Source organism: Bacillus sp. P4_D3, from assembly GCF_056401855.1.
In genome coordinates, this window is record NZ_JBFUIN010000340.1 from 1 (window position 1) to 3415 (window position 3415).

Below are 3415 nucleotides of genomic sequence, written 5' to 3' on the forward strand. Positions count from 1 at the left end.
ATATATGCGCCAAGTAACGGCCCGAAAATACTTGATAAACCAAATACTGCTCCGAATAAACCACCCATTTTCCCGCGCTTTTCTGGAGGGAAAATATCAAAAACGATAGTAAATGCGATCGGCACTAGTGCCCCGCCGCCAATACCTTGAATGGCACGATAAATACCTAACTGTGTAATATTTTCAGCAGTACCACAAAGTGCCGAACCAATCATAAAGACGATTAAACCGAAAATAAAGAATCTCTTTCTACCATACATATCTGATAACTTACCGAAAATCGGCATACCTGCCATTTCTGCAACCATATAGGCAGAAACAACCCATACAAAGTTTTCAAGACCTCCTAAGTCACCAACAATCGTTCCCATTGCTGTTACGACAATGGTATTATCCATTGATGCCATTAAGATACCCAGCAATAAACCGGCAACAACGAAGCCGAGTTTATTATTCTTCTCAACCATATTTCTTGCTCTCCCTCATACTACTTATATTTGTTTGTGTTCTTTTACGACTGAATTCCCTTTTTGGTTAAAACTAGTATGATATTCTACAACACTAATTTCACAGCCAGGGCCAATTATAACATGATTTCCTCTTACTACGTCTGCTATTGTATGTTCTAAATAAATATCATCCCCCTCAATAATTGATGTTTGAAGGCTTCCTGCATGACTTGTAAAAGGAATAAATCTCGCTTTTTTACGTACTGTAATCTTTTTCCCACCGATTTCTCTCACTTTACTTCCTTCATAACGAAGTGAGATTTCAATATTTTCAGCATTAAGCAAACCATCACTTTCAAGACCACCAGTTAGTAATAATTCCTCTACTTCTATATCTCCCTTCACATTTAAAGCGCCTTTCACATCTACGAAATCACCGGATAGCTTACCTTTAAATTCTATCATACCTCTAACTTTTGTTTTATTAATTTGTCCGTCACCTTGTACTTGGGCATTGCCATATACTTTTACATATTCCGCCTCCATATTCCCCTGTACTTCACTATCTCCATACACGACATAATTTTTCGCTTTCATATTGCCACGTACTTCACTCGTACCATACGTTTTAAAATCATTACAACTCATATTATTAGAGATTGTTCCTTCGCCGCGAATCTTCACTTTATTATAATCTCCACCTGCCGAGCTACCTGATCCATTAACAGTAAGACTATGTTGATTTTCCATATCGATTGCTCCCTTCCTTTAAACCTGCTTAATTTCTTTCACACTTGCATTTTTATCAACATTAAGTACACCTGTATATTCAATAAGATCAATCTCACAGTTCGGTCCTACTGTAACATTGTTTCCTCTTACCGTTTTAATGTGAGCATAATCAATATCGATATTGTCACCTTCTAACAATTCAGCCTCTAACTGCAGGCCAAATACTGTTTTAAAAAGTTTACTAAAAGTACTCAATCTATGTCTTACTTTAATTGTTTGACCGCCAATTTCTTTCGCTCTACATGTACCGTGAATATTAATATTAATTTCATCTGCGCTTAATAAACCACCTACCGTAAACTGTCCCTCTGAAGAAAAAACATCAACCTCGCAATTACCATCAATCGTCGCTTGGCCATTGATTTTAAATTCTTCACCGGTGACATTTCCACCTATCGTACCTTTTCCTGCAATTTTTAAACTGTTCGCCTTTACATCTTGTGTAATTGTCGCTTTCCCATCGATTCGCATCATTTCTGCGCTAACTGTACCATCAACTTTACCCGATCCGCTAATTCTTGCATTACTACTTTTCAAATCACCAGTAACTGCACCGTAACCATTACATTCAAATTGCTCACATTCAACGTTTCCATTAACAGTTCCTTTTCCGTTTAGCTGTACTTTGTGAAACTCACCGCCATTCGATGTACCGTAACCGTTTATAATTAAATTTTCTGTACGCATGATTTCTCCTCCACTACAACAGTTTAGTTTTTAATGCTTCGGTATATTTCGTAATCGCTTCACGTAAAACAATTTTTGTTCCCTTTTCAAAAATTAAATCATCCACATTTGAAACTAAGAAACATGTAGAAATCCCTAACTTTCGAACGATAATTACGTCACAATTTTTATGCTTAATCGCTTCGTAATTTTCACTTAATACTTGTAAGACCATTTTCCCCTCTTCTAAACTAACGTCTCCTGATTGAAGAAGTTCTTCTAACATATACACGTAAAGAATATCTGCAAATTGAAACTCTGCCGTTTTATTCGTTTGTTCTATAAAAAATTGTAAGACTGGTTCTGATGCAATACCCTTACGTAACAAATCATCCTTTGTTAAAAGAATTTCTGTCACGCTCGGTGAAAACATATTTGCTAATTCATCAAGTGATAAATCCTCTTTCATCGTTTGGATTTTATCAATACGTTCTAATATCTTTTCTTTCGGAAAAAATGTTTCCTGGCCTGTGAACGTTGACTTCCGTACAAACCAATCTTCCGGTATTAAATTTTTTCTCTTCCACCTATATAACTGTCCGTATGAAATACCAGTTAGTTCTAATAAATCTTTTTTTGAAATTAAATCTGTACTCAACTGTATAACACTCCTTCCTGATAACAATGTAACATAACACTGTTACGCTGTAAACGAACTTTTATAATAAGTAGCGTAACAATGTGTAAAACAAACCTCCTTTTTATATAAAAAAAGGTTCTTACGCATTTCATCAAAATGCATAAGAACCTTTATATATCAAGCTTTAAACCATATATCGTAATAATCAATCCAGCCTTGTGAATTAATCATTACATTTTGTATTTTTTCGTGTGAACTTACTCGCTGTTTATTACGATATAAAGGAATGATATGTATTTCACGTAACAGTGTGCCCTCAATATCGCGTAACAGTGTCACCCGTTTCTCTAATTGATTTTCTGTAAAATAAGGCTGTAATACTTCGTTAAAGTTTATATCGCTATGCTGATGAATAAAGCTATTTTTTGTAAGAAACATATATAGTAAACTATCTTCTATCCGTTCGCTAATCGTCGCACTATCGTGCATTATATCAGCCTTTTGTATCGTACTTGTTTGCAATAATTCTTCTTGTTCAAGAAACTCAATATCAATTTTAATTCCGTATTTTGCACATTCTTTTTGTATCCAATGCGCATCTTCAACGTGATCTTGCCCTGTAAATGTATATAATCGCAGTGTTTCATTACGGTAAGAGCTGCATTTAATAAGTGTATGTATATCCCTGTTAATTTGAATTGTACCGTTCTTTGTGAGTACTAATTCATCCGCTACTTCTCCGCGCTCTCCCTGTAATTCTTCAACAATTTTATTACCATGAATAATTTTATATAAAACTCTACGAAACATCACATTTTGCATAGGTCCTTCTTTTGCAGTATTTAACGTAATGTAAGTTACATTCGAC

At 35.0% G+C, this 3415-nt stretch carries 5 protein-coding genes; all 5 read right to left on the reverse strand.

What is annotated here, in order from left to right; genetic code table 11:
- On the reverse strand, positions 1–467 hold a 467-nt coding region (locus AC1DTM_RS20635), incomplete at its 3' end, for an MFS transporter (RefSeq protein WP_477000764.1).
- A gap of 24 nt (positions 468–491) precedes the next feature.
- Positions 492–1199 carry a polymer-forming cytoskeletal protein gene (locus AC1DTM_RS20640; RefSeq protein WP_016105131.1) on the reverse strand — a complete coding sequence of 236 codons (708 nt, stop codon included), beginning with the start codon at positions 1197–1199 and terminating at the stop codon, positions 492–494.
- Between the two features lie 18 nt (positions 1200–1217).
- On the reverse strand, positions 1218–1928 hold the full coding sequence (locus AC1DTM_RS20645) for a polymer-forming cytoskeletal protein (RefSeq protein ID WP_002110399.1): 711 nt from the start codon (positions 1926–1928) through the stop codon (positions 1218–1220).
- Positions 1929–1941: 13 nt separating this feature from the next.
- Entirely contained in the window at positions 1942–2565 is a 624-nt protein-coding gene (locus AC1DTM_RS20650) for a YhbD family protein (RefSeq protein ID WP_002161451.1), read from the reverse strand.
- A gap of 159 nt (positions 2566–2724) precedes the next feature.
- Positions 2725–3415, reverse strand: a 691-nt coding sequence (locus tag AC1DTM_RS20655) for a periplasmic substrate-binding domain-containing protein (protein ID WP_477000765.1), incomplete at its 5' end; no start/stop codon positions are given.